Genomic DNA, 17,986 nt, shown 5'->3' with positions numbered 1-17,986 from the left:
AAAGGAGTAACCATGACCCTGCGAGTGGTTCCCGAAGGTCTGGCCGCAACCAGCGCCGCGGTGGAGGCCCTGACGGCACGGCTGGCGGCCGCGCACGCGGCGGCGGCACCGGCGATTACCGCGGTGGTGCCGCCGGCGGTCGACCCGGTATCGCTGCAAACGGCTATCGGATTCAGCGCTCAGGGCCAGGAGCACTCCGCCATGGCGGCCCAGGGCGTCGAAGAGCTGGGCCGCGCCGGCGTCGGCGTGGGGGAGGCCGGCGCAAGCTATCTCGCGGGCGACACCGCGGCCGCTGCGACGTTCGGAATCACGGGCGCCTGACAATGACATCCCCTTTCGGACCCATCTGGATGGCTTCGCCACCCGAGGTGCATTCGGCGTTGCTCAGCGCCGGTCCAGGGCCGGGGCCGCTGTTGGCTGCCGCTGGCGCATGGACGTCGCTGAGCACCCAATACGCCTCGGCGGCAGCCGAACTCAGTGGGCTGTTGGGGGAGGCTCAGGCCGGGGCATGGGAGGGACCGAGCGCCGAGCAGTATGTGGCGGCCCACCTGCCGTACCTGGCGTGGCTGCAGCAGGCCAGTGCCGACAGCTCGGGTGCCGCCGCGCAGCAAGAGGTCGCCGCCACGGCGTACACCGCCGCGTTGGCGGCCATGCCGACGCTGGCGGAACTGGCCACCAATCACACCGTGCACGGGGTGCTGGTGGGAACGAACTTCTTTGGCATCAACACCATTCCGATCGCGGTCAACGAGGCCGACTACGCCCGGATGTGGGTCCAGGCGGCCACCACCATGGGCACCTACCAGGCCGTGTCGGGCTCGGCCCTGGCCGCGGCGCCGCGCACCACCGCGGCGCCTCCCATCGTCAATCCCGGCGGCCAAACCAACAGTCTCGCGGCCAACGCCACGCAGAACAGCCCTGGGGATTGGTTGCAGAACTTCATCCAGCAGCTGTCCAAATTCCTGCAGGACTTCCTGCAGAACATCCAGCAGATGTTGCAGAATCTGCCGGCACTGCTGGCGGCCAACGGGCCGTTGCTGTTCTTTGTTGCCTACCAAGTGTTTTTCAACGCCGTCGGCTGGCCGACCTGGGGGGCGATTCTGACCGTGCCGTTCCTCTTGCCGATACTGCTGGGCATCGGGCTCAGTTCCCTGCTCACCACGCCCGTCGAGGTGGCACCGGATGCTGCCCCCACCGTCGTGGCCCCGGTGCTGACGTCGAACAAGCCGTCCATGCTGCCGGCGGTCGCGCTGGCCCCGACGGTGGCGACTCCGGCCGGGGCCCCGGCCACCACGGTTGCTACGGGTTCCGGTGCGCCCGCCGCGCCGGCACCGGCAGCCGCGGCGAGCAACTTCGCCTACCTGGTGGCCGTAGGCGGTGACCCGGACGCCGGGGTCGGACCCACGTTGGGCGGCCGCGGCGGGGCCAAGGCTCCGGCGGCGACCATCCCGGCGGCGGGCGCCGCGGCGGCGAGCCGGGCCGAGTCGCGGGCGCGGCGCAGGCGGCGGGCCGCACTACACGACCACGCGGACGAGTACGCGGACATGGACTCCGATTTCGGTGTCCCCCCGGATTTCGGCGACGAGGAGGAACTGGCCGCGGCCGTCGCGTCCGCCCAGGGGGCTGGAGCACTCGGGTTCGCCGGAACCACGCAGCGACAGAAAGCATTTCAGGCGGCCGGATTGACCAAGCTGGCCGAGGACGACTTCGGCGGTGGCCCAAGCATGCCAATGGTGCCCGGCACGTGGGAGCACGAAGCCGGTAACGGTAAAAGCCCAACCGAGCCCGGGAAAGGGGGTTAAGGCAGTCAGCCAGATGACGGTGAATTACCGAAACCCCAACGGACGCAATAGAAAGGAATCAACATGAGTATGTTGGACGCTCACATTCCGCAGTTGGTAGCCGCACAGTCGGCCTTCAGCGCCAAGGCGGCGTTGATGCGCAGCACGATCAGCCAGGCCGAGCAGGAAGCGATGTCGGCGCAGGCGTTCCACCAGGGCGAGTCCTCGGCCGCCTTTCAGGCCGCGCACGCGCGGTTCGTCGAGGTCGCCGCGCGGGTCAACACCCTGCTGGACATCGCCCAGGCCAACCTCGGGGACGCCGCCGGAACCTACGTGGCCGCGGATGCCGCCGCCGCGTCCGGTTACACCACCTTCTGATCTCACCGCTAGCAACCGCGAAAGGACTTGTCATGTCGCAGATCATGTACAACTACCCGGCGATGTTGAATCACGCCGCCGACATGTCGGGCTACGCCGGCACCATGCAGGGGCTCGGTTCTGATATCGCCAGCGAGCAGGCCACGTTGTCCAACGCCTGGCAGGGTGACACCGGTATGACCTACCAGGTGTGGCAGGCCCAGTGGAACCAGGCGATGGAAAGTCTGGTGCGCGCCTACCAGTCGATGGCCAGCACTCACGAGGCGAACACCATGTCCATGCTGGCCCGCGACCAGGCCGAAGCCGCCAAATGGGGCGGTTAGGTCGTGACTGAACGAACCTGATGGACTCAGCGCCCAACGCCGTCGAGCTGACGGTCGATCACGCTTGGTTCCTCGCGGAAACGATTGGGGCGGGGAGCTTTCCCTGGGTATTGGCAATCACCTCGCCCTATCGTGATGCCGCGGAACGCAACGCGTTCCTCGACCGTCAGAAGGCTGAGCTGACCGAACTCGGTCTGGTCTCAGAAGGTGGACTCGTCAACCCCGCAGTCGCCGAGTGGATCAAAGTGGTGTGTTTTCCGGAACGGTGGCTGGACATGCGTTACGTCGGCGCGGCCAAGGACACCGGGGTGGGCGGCGGCGCCGAGTTGCTGCGCGGCGTCGTCGCGCAGCGCACCGGTGTGGCCGGCAAGCCGTCGATCACCGTGGTCGCGTTGCGCAGCGCGCAGCTGATCACGTTCACCGTCATGGACATCGACGATCCACGTGCGTTGGTCCCGGTGCTCACCGTCGGCCTCGCGCACCGGCCGCCCGCTCGGTTCGACGAGTTCAGCATGCCTACGCGGGTCGGTGCCCGAGCCGACGAACGACTGCGTTCGGGTGCTCCGCTCGCCGAAGTCCTTGACTACCTGGGTATTCCGCAATCGGCACGCAAGGTGGTGGAAGCGGTGTTCAACGGACCGCGCAGCTACGTCGAGATCGTCGCCGGCTGCCACCGCGACGGCCGGCACTCCACCAGCGAGGTGGGGATGAGCATTGTCGACGCACGCGAGGGGCGGGTGCTGGTCAGTCCGTCCCTTGCCTTCGACGGCGAGTGGGTCTCGACCTTCGCGCCCGGAACACCTTTCGCGATCGCCGTCGCGATCGAACAACTGACCGCCCTACTGCCAGATGCCGGATGGTTCTCCGAACACCGGTTAGCCCGAGATTTTTCCGTCCAACACTCGTAAAACGAAAGAAGAGAGCACGATGTTCCAGCAAAGGCCACAATACTTTTCGAGGGTCCGGTGACGTCCGGAACCGTCATGCCGATCGTCCGCGTGGCAATCCTCGCGGACAGCAGGTTGACGGAAATGGCCTTGCCTGCGGAGCTGCCGCTGCGCGAAATCCTGCCCGCCGTCCAGCGTTTGGTGGTTCCCGCCGCGGTCAACGGCGGCTCGGAAGACGGCGCCGCCTCGCGCGGTGCCGCCGAGGTCGGCGCGGCGATCCAATTGAGCCTGGCCCCCATCGGTGGCGCGCCGTTCAGCCTGGACGCCAGCCTGGACACGGTCGGAGTCGTGGACGGCGACCTGCTGGCGCTACAAGCGCTGCCGGTCGGTCCGGCCGCTCCCGGCATCGTCGAGGACATCGCCGACGCGGCCATGATCTTCTCGACTTCACGGCTCAAGCCGTGGGGCACAACGCATATTCAGCGGGGCGCTTTGGCCGCGGCGATCGCGGTCGCGTTCCTGGCGACCGGGCTGTCCGTCGCCTACCGGGTGGCCACCGGTGCGCTGGTGGGACTGGTCGCGGTCAGCGCGGTCGCGGCGTTGACCGCGATCGTCGGCTTGTTGGTCACCGCACGCTCGGCCCGCACCGGCATGGCGCTCTCAATCGCCGCACTGGTTCCCATCGCCGCGACCCTCGCGCTGGCCGTACCGGGCAGATTCGGCCCCGCCCAATTGACCCTGGCCGCGGCCGGTGTCACCGCGTGGTCGCTGATCGCGTTGATGGCGCCCAGCGCCGAACGTGAACGCATCGCCGGCTTTTTCACCGCGACCGCGGTGGTGGGCGCCGGGGTGCTGCTGGCCGCCGGCGCCGAATTGCTCTGGCATCTCAAGCCGATCGCCATCGGCTGCGGGCTGATCGTGGCGGCGTTGCTGGTCACCATCGAGGCGGCCCAACTGTCCGCGCTGTGGGCGCGTTTCCCGCTGCCGGTCATCCCGGCGCCCGGGGACCCCACCCCGTCGGCGCCGTCGCTACAGGTGCTCGAGGACCTGCCGCGCCGGGTCCGGATCAGCGACGCGCATCAGAGCGGATTCATCGCAGCCGCAGTGCTACTCAGCGTCCTGGGTTCGGTGGCGATCGCGCTGCGGCCCGAGGCGCTCAGCGGTGCGGGCTGGTATGTGGTGGCGGCCACCGCCGCGACGTCGGTGCTGCGCGCCAGGGTGTGGGACTCGTCCGCGTGCAAGGCGTGGCTGCTCGCCCAGCCCTTCTTAGCCGCCGGCGTGCTGCTGGTGCTCTACACCTCGACCGGACGCTACGCCGCCGCCCTGGGCGCGGTGCTGGTCCTCCTGGCGCTCGTTTCCGGGTGGATCGTGGTGGCGCTGAACCCGGGTATCGCTGCGCCGGAGAGCTACTCGCTGCCGGTGCGCCGGCTGGTGGGCTTTGTCGCGACCGGACTCGACGCGTCGCTGATTCCCGTGATGGCTTTCGTGGTCGGTCTGTTCAGCTTGGTGCTCAATCGATGATTCGGCCGGCATCAGCCTGGTTCGCGGCGGCATTGGCGTTGCTGCCTGCCGCCGCGACGTGGACGAGTCCGCCGGCATCCGCGATCAGCCCGCCGACGGTCGACCCGGGCGCCTCGCCGCCCAGCGGGGCGCCGGGGCCAGGGGAGCCGATGGAGCAGCGCGGACCCTGCAGCACGTCCGGGATCGTTCCCGGCACCGATCCCGGTGCTATCACACCCAGCCAGTCGATGCTGAATCTCCCTGCGGCATGGCAATTCTCGCGGGGCGAGGGCCAGCTGGTGGCGGTGCTCGACACCGGGGTGCGGGCAGGGCCGCGGCTCTCCAACGTCGAACCGGGCGGTGATTTCGTCGAGACGACCGACGGGCTGACCGACTGCGACGGACACGGAACGCTGGTGGCCGGGCTCATCGCCGGCCAGCCCTCGGCCGACGACGGGTTCTCCGGCGTGGCGCCCTCGGCGCGGGTGCTGTCGATCAGGACGACGTCGACCAAGTTCTCGCCGCGGACGCCGGGTGGTGATCCGCTGATGGCGCGGGTGTCGGCCGAGGTGTCGACGCTCGCCCGGGCGATCGTGCACGCGGCCGACCTCGGCGCCCGGGTGATCGACATCGGCCCGGCCACCTGCATGCCCGTGGACCGGCCGGTCGACCAAGCCGCCCTTGGCGCGGCCGTCCGTTACGCGGCGGTGGACAAGGACGCGGTGATCGTGGCCGGCGCCGGTGACAGCGGAGCGGGCGCCGGCGGCGCCTCGTGTGAGTCCAATCCGCTCACCGACCTGAGCCGCCCGGCCGATCCGCGGAATTGGGCCGGTGTCACGTCGGTGTCCATTCCGTCGTGGTGGCAGCCGTACGTGTTGTCGGTGGCATCGCTGGCCCCGGACGGCCAGCCCTCGAAATTCACCGTGGCGGGGCCGTGGGTGGGTGTCGCCGCGCCTGGCGAACGCATCGTGTCGATCGGCAACGCCGACGGCGGCGGACTGGCCAACGGCCTGCCTGACGGGCACCAGCAACTCGCCGCTCTGAGCGGGACCGGGTATGCGGCCGGCTACGTGGCCGGTGTCGCGGCGCTGGTCCGCAGCAAGTATCCCGACCTGAACGCCACCGCAGTGTTGCACCGCATCACCGCAACCGCGCATAACGGCGCCCGTGACCCGTCCAACGTCGTCGGCACCGGCAGCGTGGATCCGGTTGCGGCCCTGACCTGGCAACTGCCCGCCGGTAATCAGCCCGGCGCGGCATCGGTGAAGCCGGTGGCCGTGCCGCCGGCCCCGGCGCCCAAGGACACCAAACCGCGGACCGTCGCGGTGGCCGGCACCGCCGCGCTGGCCGTGCTGGTCGCAGTGGCCGGCGCAGTCACCGCAATCGCCGCACGCCGACGAAAGGACCCCACCCCGTGAGCAAGCATCGGATACCGACTCCCGGGAGCGGTCGAATCACGTTGGCGCTGCTGGCCATTGTGCCCGCGGTCATGGCCTACCCGTGGCGAACGCCTCGCGACTACTGGCTACTGGGCATCGCGGCCGCTGTGGTGATCGTGTTGTTCGCCTGGTGGGGCGGTCTGCATTTCACCACCATCCTGCGCCGCCGCCTGGCGATGATCGGACGCGGCAACGCTGTGCCCGCGAGCGCTTCCGACACGGCGGCAACCGCCCTGATTCGCCTCGGCGCACCGGAGGATGACTCCGACGTGCTGCCCCTTCCGCTGATAGCGAGCTACCTCGATCGTTACGGCATCCGGGCGGACAAGATCCGAATCACCATCCGCGACAACGCCTCCGACGTGTCACGACGTGAGACCTGGATCGGGCTCACCGTATCGGCGCCGGATAATCTGGCTGCGCTGCAGGCTCGCTCTCCGCGGATCCCGTTGCACGAGACCGCTCGGGTCGCGGCCCGCCGGCTGGCCGACCATCTGAGGGAGATCGGTTGGGAAGCTACTACCGTCGCGGCCGACGACGTTCCGCGGCTGCTGACGTCCAACCCCCGCGAGAGGTGGCGGGGAGTGCAGCGAGGTGCCTCGGATTACCTTGCCGCATACCAAATTCGGGTGGATGACGCACTGCCGGAGACCTTGGAGGCCATCCGGTCGTATTCCGCGCGCGAAACCTGCACCGCGTTGGAGATCGCGGGTGACAATAGCCGGCCCACCGTCGCGGTGGCCTGTGCGTTCCAGACGGAGACCGGCCCGGACGGCAAAGCGCCAGTGGACGGGCTGACCCCGCAACGCGGAAACCACCTGCCCGCGTTGACGGCGCTGGACCTGTTGTCCACGCGTCGGCTGGGCGGACACGCCGCAGCGCCGGAGAACCTGCTCGTGCAGCTGCACTGGCCCACCCTGCTCGGCGGAGCCCACCGCGCCTCGCTCGGCCAAACCGGCGACAGCGCCGACACCGTCGAGGTGGTCAGAACATGATCTCCTGCAGGAACGTGGTCATGCGGCGCAGGTAATCCAACTGGCTGACGTGCAGCACGTGATTGCCCGGAAACCAGTGCAGCGCACATTGATCCCAGTGTTGCCATAGCTTGATGGCATGGTCGGGCGGCGCCATCCGGTCGCCGAGTCCGGTGATGATCATTCGACGGTCCCCGGGCAGCAGCGGCCGGTAGTTCAGCGGGCAGTGGTACGCCAGCCCGGCCACCAAGTCGTCGTGGCTGATGTCGGAGAGGCGCAGGCCCAGCCGGACCAGCTTGTTGGCCGGGAACCATTCGTCGAACAGCGTCGACGGGGTGACCACTGGACAGTTGGGGATCACCGCCTCGAGCCGATCGTCGGCCGAGGCCACCAGCGCCGAGGTGTAACCGCCGAGCGAGATGCCGGTCAGCGCGATGCGGTCGACCCCGGTATGGCGCAGATAGTCGATGATGGAACGAAAGTCGTGCACGGCCTGTGCCATGGCCTCGGCGAAACCGCTGAGCCCGCCGGCGAAATAGCCGAAACCGCTGAAGGGTGAATATTTTTCGGCCCGCTTGCCGTGAAAGGGCAACGTGTACATCAGCACGTCGTAACCGGACCGGTAGTACCACGGCAACGAAAAGAACCGCCCGTTGGCCAGATACGACGATCCCAAGAAGCCGTGGATCACGCACAGGGTGGGACGCGGCCCGTCGTCGTGGCGCCAATGCTGCGCGCGCACGGTGTTGTTGGACCGCCACGCGTCCCACGGCGCGCGCATGGCAGGGTTGATGGCGGTGAAGCTGCTGGGGAACGCGATGTTGTCGACCGTGCCGCGCGCGATCCACTCCGCCAGCGGGCTGGCCCGCCGCGATGCGACGCGTGGGATCTCGGTGGGTGGCGGAAACGACCGCGTCGGGTCTTTCGCCGCCCCCAACTCCGCATAGAAGTCGAGATTTTCGCGCTCGGTGGCGGAATTGGATTGCCGCAGCGTGCCGGCGACCACGAACGGCGCCACCGTGGTGGAGAGCAGCGAGGCCACCCAGGTGCGCAGGGCCAGATCGCCGAGGGCCGATGCCTCGACTACCATTCGCTGGCGGGGCGACAACGCCGAGCGGGGTGGTAGTCCGCCGGCGCCGGCCGGTAGATCGGCGCCGGGGACGTGCGGAACGGGGATGGGCGGGTCGATCGGATCTGAGTCGGGCGCCACGAACGCCGATGGTAGCCCGACGGGCGCGCGTTTCCTGGGCGTTTTGACCGGTTTCGGTCGTGCGGTGTTATCCCGGGACCATACGGGCCGCGTCGGCGCACCATAGGAGTTGTACGGTTTGCTATCGGCCGGCTGGCGGCGGCGCGAGGATCGGGAGGATCGACATGTGGGATCCGGACGTCTACCTGGCCTTCGCCGACCATCGCGGCCGCCCGTTCTACGACCTGCTGTCGCGGGTGGGTGCCGAGCGGGCGCGTCGCGTCGTCGATCTCGGTTGCGGCCCCGGCCACCTGACCAAGTACCTGGCCCGGCGTTGGCCCGACGCGGTGATCGAGGCGCTGGACAGCTCGCCGGAGATGGTGGCCGCCGCCAAGGAACGCGGCATCGACGCCGTCACCGGTGACCTGCGCGACTGGAAGCCCAAACCCGACACCGACGTGGTGGTCAGCAACGCGGCCCTGCACTGGGTGCCCGAGCACGCGGACCTGCTGCTGCGGTGGGCGGGGGACCTGGCGCCCGGATCGTGGATCGGTGTCCAGATGCCGGGCAACTTCGAGTCGCCGTCCTACGCCGCGGTGCGGGCGCTCGCCCGCCGGGAGCCGTACGCGAAGTTGCTGCGCGACATACCATTTCGGGTTGGCGCGGTGGTTCAGCCGCCGGCGTATTACGCCCATCTGCTGCTCGACGCGGGATGCAAGGTCGACGTCTGGGAGACGACCTATCTGCACCAGCTGACCGGCGAGCATCCGGTGCTGGAGTGGATCACCGGCACCGCGCTGGTTCCGGTGCGCGAGCGGCTCGACGACAAGACGTGGGAGCAGTTCCGCGAGGAGCTGATCCCGCTGCTGCAGGACGCCTACCCGCCGCGATCCGACGGTTCGACGATCTTCCCTTTCCGGCGGGTGTTCGTCATCGCGGAGGTGGGTAGCTCGAGCCGCTCAGCCGGGTAACCCAGCGGCCGCCGCCTGCCGATCCCCGGCGCCGCAACGACTTCGCGTCAATCTGAGGCCAACTAACGCTGCGTGGGCCGGCCTTCTTCGATGCCGCGGTCGGCGGCGATGGCCGAGCGGGGGGTCGGCTTCGCCCGGTGGATCTGCAGATACGTTTCGGTGTACCGCGCGGAGATGCGGGTGCCGGCGAACTCCGATGGGATGACGTCACCGGTGCGTTGACGCCAATCGTGTAGTCTCACAGCAAGATTAGCTGCGACCTCGTTCGCATCGGCCCCATCATCGGCCAGCAGATTGGTGGTCTCGGTGGGGTCGGTGCGCAGATCGTAGAGTTCACGCTCGGGCCGCGGCGCCTTGACGAACGGTGCGACGGCCAGCCCGGACGGGCTTTCCTCGATGTCCAGCGGTAGATCCAGCAGCGGACGGGGCACGTAGTTCTCGATGTAGCTGTAGTCCTTGGTGCGGATCGCGCGAATCGGATCGAACGAGTCGTGGTAGGTCTTCATGGTGTAGACGTGATCGCGCACCGGTGTGGTTGGCGGATCCGGCTCCAGCAGCACGGGCGCGTGTGAGATACCGTCGACGTCGGCCGGAGTGTCAATCCCCAACAGCCCCAACAACGTCGGGACCAAGTCGACAGCGCTGAACAGCTCGTCGTAGACGCGTGGATCCATGGCCCGGTTGGTCGGCGGGCGGATGATCATGCCGATGCCGGTGCCGGCGTCATACAGCGTGGATTTCGCCCTGGGAAACGCCGGGCCGTGATCGGTGAAGAACACCACCCAGGTGTTGGCGGCCAAACCGGTGTCGGTCAGCGCGTCCAGCAGCCGCCCGACGGCGGCGTCGGCCGTGCTGATCGCCCCGTAGAAGTCGGCGAGGTCGCCGCGCACCTCGGGGGTGTCGGGCAGGTAATCGGGCGGATCCACCGCGGCGCTGTCCGCCGGCGTGTAACGGTCGTGCGGATAGGGCCGGTGCGTCTCGAAGAAGCCGGCGGTCAATAAAAACGGCTGTCCGACAAGGCCTTCGGCGCTTTGCCGCAGCCACTCGTCCGCCTTGTCGGCCACGTAGTCGCAGTATGAGTTCGACACGTCGAACTCGTCGAAACCCAACCGCTTCGGGTAGGAGGTCTCATGTTGCATGCCGAAAAGCGCTGAATACCAGCCCGATTCGGACAAGATTTGCGGAAGGGTCCGGATTCCGTCGCGGTATTCCCAGCCGTGGTGGGCCAGCCCGATCAGGCCGTTGTTCTGCGGGTAGCGACCGGTGAACAGCGATCCGCGCGACGGCGAGCACAGCGGCGCGGTGGCGTGCGCCCGGGTGAACAGGATCCCCTCGGCGGCAAGGCGGTCCAGTCGCGGGCTCGACACGTCGGGGTGGCCGTAGGCGCCGAGGTGGCGCCCCAGGTCGTGCCAGTGCACGATCAGCACGTTGTCCTGAAAGTCCGTATTCCGCTTTTGGTCCGCTATGTCCAATGGCGTCACCTCTCACATTGCCTTGCGACCGGCGACGTTACCGCACCTTCCCGGGTGATTCCTGAGTGCCGACGCGTCAGGGCGTCGGCAATTGACCCCACCGGTTTTCGCAGACGAACTCCGACAACGGTCGCGCGACGGCCCAGCCGTCCAGTTCCAGCGCCGGGCGATCGGGGAATCCGGGCACTGGACCCAGGCACAGGATGGCCACCGGTTCGGCGCCCGACGGCATGCCCAGCAGCGTCGCCAGCCGTTGCGGATCGAACAGTGACACCCAGCCCATGCCGAGGCCCTCGGATCGAGCGGCCAGCCACAGGTTCTGGATCGCGCACGACACCGACGCCAGATCCATCTGCGGTAGCGTTCGTCGGCCGAACACGTGCGCGTCGCGGTCGTCGCCCAGCGCCACCACGAACAACTCAGCGCACTCGAGGATGCCCTCCACCTTGAGCGCCAGGAACTCCTCGGATCGCTCGCCCAGGGCTTTCGCGGTGCGCGGGCGTTCCTCGTCGACCAGGGCGTGGATACGCCGCCGCAGCGAAGCGTCGGTGATCCGGATGAAGCGCCACGGCTGCATCAGCCCGACGCTGGGTGCCGCGTGTGCGGCCTGCAGCAGGCGCGCCAGTACGGCCTCGTCCACTACCGCGCCGGGCACGAATCGGCGCATGTCACGGCGCTCGTAGATGACGCGATAGACGGCCCGCCGCTCTTGCGGGCTGAATGCCTCACCGGTCACGCCTGCCATCGTAGGAAATCGGCGTTAACGTGGATCGTGCCGAGACCCAAGGACCTGGTGAACCCAGGAAGGGAGTGTTTTCAGTGAAGCCTTCCGATGTGCTCGATCAGCTGGCCGCCGAACGCGGCGCCGGCCGCGGTTACGGCGAGCCCTATCAGACCCCGGACGGCACTACCGTCATCGTGGCCACCAAGCCGCTGGGGGTGTTCGCGATCCGCGACGGGCAGGCCTCCTGGACGCCGGCCGTGGACAACAGCCGGATCGCGCTGATCGGGGTGATCACCGGCCTGCTGGCCGCGGTGATCGGCACCCTCGCGGTGCTGCGGCAGCCGCCCTGGCCGCACATCACGATCAGGGACTATAGGTAACCCCGACCGCGCGGAACACGTATTCCGGCGGCATGTCGAACGCCAGCGACCGCCGGGGCAGGCTGGCCAGAACATCGCCCGGAATGGCCGCCTTGTAGTGCAGCGACAACTCGCCGGTGAACTTCTCGTCGACTCGGGAGACGTCGGCGTCGACCTGCAGTCCGGTCGGCGAGATCTGCACCTGCGCCGCTCCTGTCTGCGGCGCGTCCCAGCGCACGTTGACCGTGGGGCCGGCCAACCGGGGCAGCATGGAAAGCGTTGCCAGCACCCGCTCCGAGGTGAAGACCAGCGAACCCGTGTAGCTGGCGACGCTGTGCGGCAACCGCACACCGGGGATGGTGCCGCTGAATCGGCGGGTCACGGCGACGTAATCGGCGAGGTAGGTGAGGCCTTCCGACTCGACCTGGGCATGCAGCTGGTCAGGCAGCTTGCCGATGCCGAACAACCTACGGACAAAGACGGCCATCTCGACAGTATGACGCGCGAGCGATCCCGAGGGACGGGTCGCCCGCATGTCACCGGGCGATCGCAAGCGCGGCGCTTGTCGCCGGGTGCAGCGGGTCGCCCGCATGTCACCCGCCGGCACTGCTGGTATCGGTTGGTTATGACTCGCCCGAGGACGCCGGTGGCCGCCTGGATCGCGGCGCTGGCCGCCACGGTGTACGCGGTGATGTGGGCGGGTTACGGCCAGCACTGGAATTGGCTGTACCGGATGGATTGGTGGTTACTGACCGCGGCTCGCGACGTCGCGCTCAAACATCCCCTTTGGCTACGGTTTTGGGAAGGCGTGTCCTATGCGTTGGGTCCGGTCCCGATGTCCGCGCTGGGGATTGCGATGACGGTGTTCGCCCTGCTGATGCGCAATCTGCGGGCCGCGCTGGTGCTGGCCTTCGCGTGCGGGCCGTTCAACGAGTTCGCGACCGCTGCGGCCAAGGCCCTGGTCAACCGTCCCCGCCCGGCGACCATGCTGGTCGCCGCGCCCTCCACCTCCTTCCCGTCGGGGCATGCGCTGGAGGCGACGGCCGCGCTGCTCGCCGTGTTGTGCTTCTTCTTTCCGATGCTGAACCGGATGATCCGCGGCATCGCGGTCGCGGTGGTGGCGGTGTCGCTGCTGACGGTCGGCATCTCGCGGGTGGCGCTGAACGTGCACTACCCGTCCGACGTGCTGGCCGGCTGGTCACTCGGATACCTGTATTTCCTGTTGTGTCTCTTGATTTTTCGGCCCTCGATCAAGCGATCCGCCGGCCCGCGGCGCGCGACCGAAACCGCCGCCATGCGCTAACAATGCTGTCCCGGTGGATATTTGGTCACGACACGGTGACCCAACTGGGGCTAAAGCTTTACTTGACCCTGACGACGTGCCTGTTTGACGATGGAGTGCATGCACCGACTGCTCACTTCACTGTGCGCCGCGGCGTGCGTATTCTTCGCCTCGGTGGTGCTGGCGCCGATCGGTGCCGCCGCAGGCGCTCCCTGGTTCGCGAACGCTGTCGGCAATGCGAGCCAGGTGGTTTCGGTGGTGAGCACCGGAGGCTCCAACGCGAACATGGAAATTTTCCAGCGCACCGGCAGCGGCTGGCAGTCGCTGCGGTCCGGCATCCCCACCCACGTGGGCTCGGCGGGGATGGCGCCGCAGGCCAAGAGCGGTGTTCCGGCCACGCCGATGGGCGTGTACAGCCTGGACTCGGCGTTCGGCACGGCGCCGAATCCCGGCACCGGGTTGCCCTACACCCAGGTGTCCGGTGCCAACTACTGGTGGAGCGGCGACGACCACAGTCCCACGTTCAATTCCATGCAGGTGTGTCAGAAGGCGCAGTGCCCGTTCAACACCGGTGACAGCGAAAACCTGCAAATCCCGCAGTACAAACACGCCGTCGTGATGGGCGTCAACCAGAACAAGACCCCGGGTGGTGGCGCCGCGTTCTTCTTCCACACCACCGATGGGAAACCCACGGAGGGCTGCGTGGCGGTGGACGACGCTCAGCTGGTGTCGATCATGAAATGGCTGCGGCCGGGCGCGGTCATCGCCATCACCAAGTAGCGCCTCAGTCGGCGGCGATGGCGCGACCGGGCTTGACGTTAAAGTCCATGCCTTTCAACGACATTGTGGCGTCGTAGGTCCGCTCGTAGCCGGTGCCGCTGATCTTCCAGCCGTTCTCGGTGCGCCGGTAGGTGTCTCGGTAGAAGGCCGCCCCGATCAGCATGAAGTCGAACTTGGCGACGATCACCCGGTCCTGCAGATACCAACTGCCCGTTGCGGTATCGCCGTCGACGATGATCTCCGGATGGGTCACCCGGTGTTCGGTGACGAGGCCCGGGCCCATCGCCGAGCTCAGGTACTCCACGAGGTCGGTGCGGTTGTCGAAGTGCAGCTCTTTGCCCAGCGACGACCCATAAGCGCCGACGATGTCCTCGGTCATTGTGTCGGCGAAGTCGTCCCAGTGCTTGGTGTCCATCGCGCGCAGGTATCGGTACTTGACTTGCTTGATGGCTTCGATATCGGCGAGATCGTCGAGGGTCATCAGGTCATTGCAGCACACGGGTGACCATGTCGACGAGGGCGCGTCGTTCGAGGCTCCAATCGATGGCGGCGCCGGTGACCATCTGCGCCAGCACCACACCGCGCAGCGTGGCCCAAATGACTTCGGCCACACCGGAATGAGCGGGATCGGTGGTGATCAGTCTGCCCAGCTGTCCGACCGCGGCGTTCATGTCGAGCAGGTGGCGGCGCGAGGACGGGTCCTGGCCTCCGCGGGTCTCGCGCAGGATTTCGAAGGCGGCCATCGACGTCGGGCTGCTGTAGCAGCTCCAGGCGGTGTCGACGACGACCTCGATGCGCATCCGCAGGGGCAGCTCGCTGACGTCGGCCGACGACAGGCTGTCGACCAGTCGGGCCACCCCGTCGTCCACCACGGCCATCAGCAGGCCGTTGCGATCCCCGAAGTGGTACTGGATGACTCCCCAGGTCACGCCCGCGCGTTCGGCCACGTGCTTGGCGGTGGCGGCGGAGAATCCCTCCTCCACGATGCAGCGGACCGTCTCATCGATGATCTTCGCCCGAGTGTCATCGCCGCGCTTGCGTGGCGCGGTGGTGCGCCGGGTGGGGCCAACCGGGCGTTCAGGCGTCTGGCCAGCATAAATGGACATTGTTGACTTTATAACATAGTCGCGTCTATTTTTGGGGCGTGAGCAGCCCCTCGCGATATGCGCGATTGTCCCGCGACGAGCTCGTCGTCTTGGTTCCCGAACTGCTGCTGATCGGGCAGCTGATCGACCGATCCGGGATGGCGTGGTGCATTTCCTCGTTCGGCCGAGAAGAGATGGTCCAAATCGCCATCGAGGAGTGGGCAGGCTCCAGCCCGATCTATACCCGGCGCATGCAGAAAGCGCTGAACTACGAGGGCAACGATGTGGTGACGATCTTCAAGGGCCTGCAGCTTGACATCGGTGCCCCACCGCAATTCATGGATTTCCGCTACACGGTCCACGATCGCTGGCATGGCGAATTCCACCTCGACCACTGCGGCGCCCTGCTCGACGTCGAGCCCATGGGCGAGCAGTACGTGTTCGGCATGTGCCACACCATCGAGGACCCGACCTTCGACGCCACCGCGATCGCGACCAACCCGCGCGCCCAGGTGCGCCCCATCCACCGCCCGCCGCGGACGCCGTCGGACCGGCATCCGCATTGCGCGTGGACCGTCATCATCGACGAGTCTTATCCCGAAGCGCAAAGCATCCCGGCCCTCGACATCGTCAGCCGAACGCGTGCTGCGACATGGGAACTCGATCCCATTGACTCCTCGGACGAGGGGCAGGCTGATTACTCCGGGGCGTTGCTGTCCGATTTCGACTTCGCCGCCTTCTCGCATTCAGCGCTGGTCCGGATGGCCGACGAGGTATGCCTGCAGATGCACCTGCTGTATCTGTCGTTCGCGATCGCGGTGGCCGCACGTGCCGCCAACGACGACGAAGCCGTCAGCGTGTGCACCCGCGGCCTGATCGGCATCGCGGGCATGGCCGCCGAGCGCATTCACCGCGCACTGAAAATTCCGGGCGGGCTCGAAGGTGTGCTGCGCGTCCTCGGGCTGCACCCGCTGCTGAATCCTGCTGCCTACGTTGTCGCCGAGACGGAATCGAACCGTCTGCACGTCCACGCGTCGCCGGCCCATGACGACGAATCCTGGATCTCGCTGTGCTCGCCGGAATCCGTGCAGCCGCTCCAGGCGATCGCCACCGCGGTGGACCCGCACATCGAGGTTCGAGTTAGCGGGACGGCCACCGACTGGACGGCCGAACTGGTCGAAACCGACACTCCCACCAAGGAACTGCCAGAGGTTTCCGTGGTCAGGGTCAGTGGAGGATCGACCTTCCAGTTCGAGCCCAGGCATTCGCTGCCGCTAACCGTGTTGTAACGAAAAGCTTTTTGTCAAGGGGTTTTCGGTACCGCTTCGGTGACGCAAGCGCATCGAGGGGATACCAATGACATTGCGAAGCATCGGCTTTCCGCGTGTCCGCGGCTATCGTTAACGCTGGCCATCGACCCCTATAGACGAAGGTTTCGCTCTATGTACGACCCACTCGGGTTGTCGATCGGGACCACGAACCTGGTCGCTGCGCGTAATGGAAGCCCACCGGTTACCCGCCGGTCTGTGCTCACCCTTTACCCGCACTGTGCACCGAAACTCGGTGCACCCGATGAGAACCCGCACCTAACCGAGCCTGGCGTACCGATGAAGGGCTTTATCGAGCGCATCGGTGATTCCGTTGCGCTGGTGTCACCCGACGGCTCCACGCACGACCCGGAACTGCTGACGGTGGAAGCGCTGGACGCGATGGTGCTCGCGGCAGGCGCGGATGCGGCGTGCGCGGAGATTTCCATTGCCGTGCCGGCGCATTGGAAACCGGCGACGGTGCAGGCGTTGCGGGACGCGCTGCGAACCCATCTGGGCTTCGTGCGAAGCGGTATGGCGCCGCGGCTGGTCTCGGACGCGATCGCGTCGCTGACAGCGGTGAAGTCCGAGCTCGGCCTGCCCGACGAGGGCGTGGTGGGGCTGCTCGACTTCGGGGGCAGCGGCACGTCGGCCACATTGGTCAATGTCGCGGGGGACTTCGAACTCGTCAGCGCCACCATGCGTTACGCCGCGTTGTCCGGTGACGAGATCGATCAGGAGTTGCAGCTGCGTGCCTTCGAGGAGCTGGGGCATGGCAGTGGCCTCGACCCGGCCAGCACCGCCGGTGTCGGGCAGCTCGTTGAACTCGGGGAACAATGCCGCGTGGGCAAGGAGCGGCTCTCGACCGACATGACCACCGACATCACCGCGGTGCTGGGCGGGCGCAGTTGCAGTTTGACGCTGACGCAAGACGACCTCGAAGAGATGATTCAGGATCGGCTGACCGGCTTCATCTACGCCTTCGACGACATGCTGGTGCGCTACCGCACGAGCTGGTCAGACCTTGTCGCGGTGGTTACGGTCGGCGGAGGCGCGCGCATTCCGCTTGTCACCGAACGGCTTTCGATGCACGGTCGGATGCCGATCCTGACGCCGTTGCAGCCGGCCCTGGCAGCGGCCAGCGGGGCGCTGATCCTGGCTTCGCACGGCGGCGAGCTGGATCTGCGCACGCGGACGTCGATAGGGCTGCTCGCTTCTGCCGACGCCGCCGGTGACGTCGTCGACCTGGGGGCCGGCGATGTGCTGGTGATCGATGATGAGGCGCTTACCGATCGCGAATTAGCTTGGTCGCAAACCGAATACCCCGGTGACCTACGGATGCGGTTCGGTGGGGAAACCTACGACGAAGACGGTCCGTCCGGCTGGTCGATGCGGCTCAACGTCATCCAACCGCCGCGGGAACGCCGGCCCTGGCTGCGCCTTCGGTTCTCTCAGTTGATCATCGGCATGTCGGCCGTGGTCGCCATGACGGCGATCGGCGGGGTGGCCTACACGCTGACCGGGATAGAAAACCG

Annotated in this window: 20 protein-coding genes; 14 read left to right on the top strand and 6 right to left on the bottom strand. The window is 67.4% G+C overall.

All coding sequences use genetic code 11. The features are described 5' to 3' along the window. Window positions 1-12 precede the first annotated feature (12 nt). From VFW69_RS05430 to eccE, 8 genes are all read left to right on the top strand, one after another. On the top strand, window positions 13-321 hold the full coding sequence (locus VFW69_RS05430; protein WP_526498935.1) for a PE domain-containing protein: 309 nt from the start codon (window positions 13-15) through the stop codon (window positions 319-321). Between the two features lie 2 nt (window positions 322-323). Further along, window positions 324-1,802 carry a PPE family protein gene (locus VFW69_RS05425; RefSeq protein WP_526498933.1) on the top strand — a complete coding sequence of 493 codons (1,479 nt, stop codon included), beginning with the start codon at window positions 324-326 and terminating at the stop codon, window positions 1,800-1,802. A 63-nt stretch (window positions 1,803-1,865) separates the two neighbouring features. Beyond that, on the top strand, window positions 1,866-2,159 hold the full coding sequence (gene esxG / locus VFW69_RS05420; protein ID WP_526498931.1) for a type VII secretion system protein EsxG: 294 nt from the start codon (window positions 1,866-1,868) through the stop codon (window positions 2,157-2,159). A gap of 32 nt (window positions 2,160-2,191) precedes the next feature. Next, window positions 2,192-2,482 (top strand): WXG100 family type VII secretion target, encoded by a 291-nt coding sequence (locus VFW69_RS05415; RefSeq protein ID WP_067128585.1) that lies wholly within the window; start codon window positions 2,192-2,194, stop codon window positions 2,480-2,482. Window positions 2,483-2,502: 20 nt separating this feature from the next. Next, window positions 2,503-3,390 carry an ESX secretion-associated protein EspG gene (locus tag VFW69_RS05410; RefSeq protein ID WP_526498928.1) on the top strand — a complete coding sequence of 296 codons (888 nt, stop codon included), beginning with the start codon at window positions 2,503-2,505 and terminating at the stop codon, window positions 3,388-3,390. A gap of 75 nt (window positions 3,391-3,465) precedes the next feature. Next, on the top strand, window positions 3,466-4,890 hold the full coding sequence (gene eccD / locus VFW69_RS05405; protein WP_526498926.1) for a type VII secretion integral membrane protein EccD: 1,425 nt from the start codon (window positions 3,466-3,468) through the stop codon (window positions 4,888-4,890). Then, window positions 4,887-6,287: a type VII secretion-associated serine protease mycosin gene (gene mycP / locus VFW69_RS05400; RefSeq protein WP_526498924.1), complete on the top strand. Its 1,401-nt coding sequence runs from the start codon at window positions 4,887-4,889 to the stop codon at window positions 6,285-6,287. The genes eccD and mycP overlap by 4 nt, the downstream gene beginning before the upstream one ends. After that, a complete protein-coding gene (eccE, locus tag VFW69_RS05395) occupies window positions 6,284-7,303 on the top strand; it encodes a type VII secretion protein EccE (RefSeq protein ID WP_526498922.1) in 1,020 nt (339 codons plus the stop codon). Before mycP ends, eccE begins: the two co-directional genes overlap by 4 nt. Here the strand turns inward: eccE and VFW69_RS05390 are convergent. Beyond that, window positions 7,293-8,492 carry an alpha/beta hydrolase family protein gene (locus tag VFW69_RS05390; RefSeq protein ID WP_526498920.1) on the bottom strand — a complete coding sequence of 400 codons (1,200 nt, stop codon included), beginning with the start codon at window positions 8,490-8,492 and terminating at the stop codon, window positions 7,293-7,295. The two genes, eccE and VFW69_RS05390, sit on opposite strands and share 11 nt — an antisense overlap. A 164-nt stretch (window positions 8,493-8,656) precedes the next feature. Between VFW69_RS05390 and VFW69_RS05385 the strand changes: the two genes are divergently transcribed. Further along, window positions 8,657-9,442: a trans-aconitate 2-methyltransferase gene (locus VFW69_RS05385; protein WP_526498918.1), complete on the top strand. Its 786-nt coding sequence runs from the start codon at window positions 8,657-8,659 to the stop codon at window positions 9,440-9,442. Between the two features lie 62 nt (window positions 9,443-9,504). Here the strand turns inward: VFW69_RS05385 and VFW69_RS05380 are convergent, their stop codons facing one another. Next, on the bottom strand, window positions 9,505-10,908 hold the full coding sequence (locus tag VFW69_RS05380; RefSeq protein ID WP_526499062.1) for a sulfatase family protein: 1,404 nt from the start codon (window positions 10,906-10,908) through the stop codon (window positions 9,505-9,507). 82 nt (window positions 10,909-10,990) lie between these two features. Further along, on the bottom strand, window positions 10,991-11,659 hold the full coding sequence (gene bluB / locus VFW69_RS05375) for a 5,6-dimethylbenzimidazole synthase (protein ID WP_526498916.1): 669 nt from the start codon (window positions 11,657-11,659) through the stop codon (window positions 10,991-10,993). Between the two features lie 74 nt (window positions 11,660-11,733). Between bluB and VFW69_RS05370 the strand changes: the two genes are divergently transcribed. After that, window positions 11,734-12,018 carry a hypothetical protein gene (locus VFW69_RS05370; protein WP_526498914.1) on the top strand — a complete coding sequence of 95 codons (285 nt, stop codon included), beginning with the start codon at window positions 11,734-11,736 and terminating at the stop codon, window positions 12,016-12,018. Here the strand turns inward: VFW69_RS05370 and VFW69_RS05365 are convergent. Continuing rightward, window positions 12,002-12,484, bottom strand: a complete 483-nt coding sequence (locus tag VFW69_RS05365; protein WP_526498912.1) for a hypothetical protein — start codon at window positions 12,482-12,484, stop codon at window positions 12,002-12,004. The genes VFW69_RS05370 and VFW69_RS05365 overlap by 17 nt on opposite strands. Before the next feature lie 138 nt (window positions 12,485-12,622). On the opposite strand from VFW69_RS05365, the gene VFW69_RS05360 reads away from it, so the two are divergent. Then, a complete protein-coding gene (locus VFW69_RS05360) occupies window positions 12,623-13,300 on the top strand; it encodes a phosphatase PAP2 family protein (RefSeq protein ID WP_526498910.1) in 678 nt (225 codons plus the stop codon). Between the two features lie 99 nt (window positions 13,301-13,399). Further along, the gene (locus VFW69_RS05355; protein WP_526498908.1) at window positions 13,400-14,059 is read left to right on the top strand and encodes a L,D-transpeptidase family protein; all 660 of its coding nucleotides are present in this window, start codon (window positions 13,400-13,402) and stop codon (window positions 14,057-14,059) included. A gap of 4 nt (window positions 14,060-14,063) precedes the next feature. Here the strand turns inward: VFW69_RS05355 and VFW69_RS05350 are convergent, their stop codons facing one another. After that, entirely contained in the window at window positions 14,064-14,540 is a 477-nt protein-coding gene (locus VFW69_RS05350) for a nuclear transport factor 2 family protein (protein WP_526498906.1), read from the bottom strand. Window positions 14,541-14,544: 4 nt separating this feature from the next. Next, the gene (locus VFW69_RS05345; RefSeq protein WP_526498904.1) at window positions 14,545-15,165 is read right to left on the bottom strand and encodes a TetR/AcrR family transcriptional regulator; all 621 of its coding nucleotides are present in this window, start codon (window positions 15,163-15,165) and stop codon (window positions 14,545-14,547) included. A gap of 38 nt (window positions 15,166-15,203) precedes the next feature. On the opposite strand from VFW69_RS05345, the gene VFW69_RS05340 reads away from it, so the two are divergent. Together VFW69_RS05340 and VFW69_RS05335 are read left to right on the top strand one after the other, a co-directional pair. Next, entirely contained in the window at window positions 15,204-16,433 is a 1,230-nt protein-coding gene (locus VFW69_RS05340; protein WP_526498902.1) for a hypothetical protein, read from the top strand. A 153-nt stretch (window positions 16,434-16,586) separates the two neighbouring features. Beyond that, on the top strand, window positions 16,587-17,986 hold a 1,400-nt coding region (locus VFW69_RS05335), incomplete at its 3' end, for an Hsp70 family protein (protein WP_526498900.1).

Origin of the sequence: Mycobacterium sp., from assembly GCF_036273375.1 — a bacterium.
GTDB lineage: Bacteria > Actinomycetota > Actinomycetes > Mycobacteriales > Mycobacteriaceae > Mycobacterium.
This window is presented reverse-complemented; position numbering and strand designations above follow the sequence as displayed.

Excerpts from the sequence above, each read along its gene's own strand:
- bluB (WP_526498916.1), bottom strand. The coding sequence starts at position 11,659 with ATGGCAGGCGTGACCGGTGAGGCATTCAGCCCGCAAGAGCGGCGGGCC.
- VFW69_RS05365 (WP_526498912.1), bottom strand. The coding sequence starts at position 12,484 with ATGGCCGTCTTTGTCCGTAGGTTGTTCGGCATCGGCAAGCTGCCTGAC.
- mycP (WP_526498924.1), top strand. The coding sequence starts at position 4,887 with ATGATTCGGCCGGCATCAGCCTGGTTCGCGGCGGCATTGGCGTTGCTG.
- esxG (WP_526498931.1), top strand. The coding sequence starts at position 1,866 with ATGAGTATGTTGGACGCTCACATTCCGCAGTTGGTAGCCGCACAGTCG.
- VFW69_RS05350 (WP_526498906.1), bottom strand. The coding sequence starts at position 14,540 with ATGACCCTCGACGATCTCGCCGATATCGAAGCCATCAAGCAAGTCAAG.
- VFW69_RS05385 (WP_526498918.1), top strand. The coding sequence starts at position 8,657 with ATGTGGGATCCGGACGTCTACCTGGCCTTCGCCGACCATCGCGGCCGC.
- VFW69_RS05425 (WP_526498933.1), top strand. The coding sequence starts at position 324 with ATGACATCCCCTTTCGGACCCATCTGGATGGCTTCGCCACCCGAGGTG.
- VFW69_RS05410 (WP_526498928.1), top strand. The coding sequence starts at position 2,503 with ATGGACTCAGCGCCCAACGCCGTCGAGCTGACGGTCGATCACGCTTGG.
- VFW69_RS05415 (WP_067128585.1), top strand. The coding sequence starts at position 2,192 with ATGTCGCAGATCATGTACAACTACCCGGCGATGTTGAATCACGCCGCC.
- VFW69_RS05430 (WP_526498935.1), top strand. The coding sequence starts at position 13 with ATGACCCTGCGAGTGGTTCCCGAAGGTCTGGCCGCAACCAGCGCCGCG.
- eccD (WP_526498926.1), top strand. The coding sequence starts at position 3,466 with ATGCCGATCGTCCGCGTGGCAATCCTCGCGGACAGCAGGTTGACGGAA.
- VFW69_RS05355 (WP_526498908.1), top strand. The coding sequence starts at position 13,400 with ATGCACCGACTGCTCACTTCACTGTGCGCCGCGGCGTGCGTATTCTTC.
- VFW69_RS05345 (WP_526498904.1), bottom strand. The coding sequence starts at position 15,165 with ATGTCCATTTATGCTGGCCAGACGCCTGAACGCCCGGTTGGCCCCACC.
- VFW69_RS05360 (WP_526498910.1), top strand. The coding sequence starts at position 12,623 with ATGACTCGCCCGAGGACGCCGGTGGCCGCCTGGATCGCGGCGCTGGCC.